Raw genomic sequence first — 428 nt, forward strand, 5'->3', positions numbered from 1 at the left:
CCCGGTCGACGATGGCGACGATGATGCCATCAGCAATCGCCGCCTGGCCCGCCTCGTAGAGGGCGTGGCACGGCAGGTTTCCCTGGACCCCGATGATGGCATGGAGTTGTAGCCGCCATGACCGCTCGCCAGAAGAAAGTGCAGATCTCCGTCTATCTCGATCCGCCCCTCATGACGACGCTTCAGGACTATGCGGCGCGACGCGATCAATCCCACTCAATCATCAATTAAGGCCGTACCTGATTGTTTCAATTACTTAATTTAAGTCACACAACCAGTGAGTACCGTCAAAAATACCGTCAGATTCTTACGCTGTTGAAAAGACTGAAACAATGTGGTCGCTGCCGCGGTATGCACACTTTTGATTGCATCATTTGCGAGCTGCCATTCGGCGAGGTAAAGCTGGAGTTCTCAGAACACAACAAGGA

General features: G+C 53.0%; 1 pseudogene. It reads left to right on the top strand.

Features of this window, described 5'->3' with window-relative positions:
• Positions 1-117: 117 nt before the first annotated feature.
• Positions 118-225, top strand: a pseudogene (locus tag EN780_RS37905) (CopG family transcriptional regulator); the annotation flags it as partial.
• Positions 226-428 lie beyond the last annotated feature (203 nt).

Source organism: Mesorhizobium sp. M4B.F.Ca.ET.089.01.1.1 (genome assembly GCF_004022605.1).
Classification (GTDB): Bacteria; Pseudomonadota; Alphaproteobacteria; order Rhizobiales; family Rhizobiaceae; genus Mesorhizobium; species Mesorhizobium abyssinicae.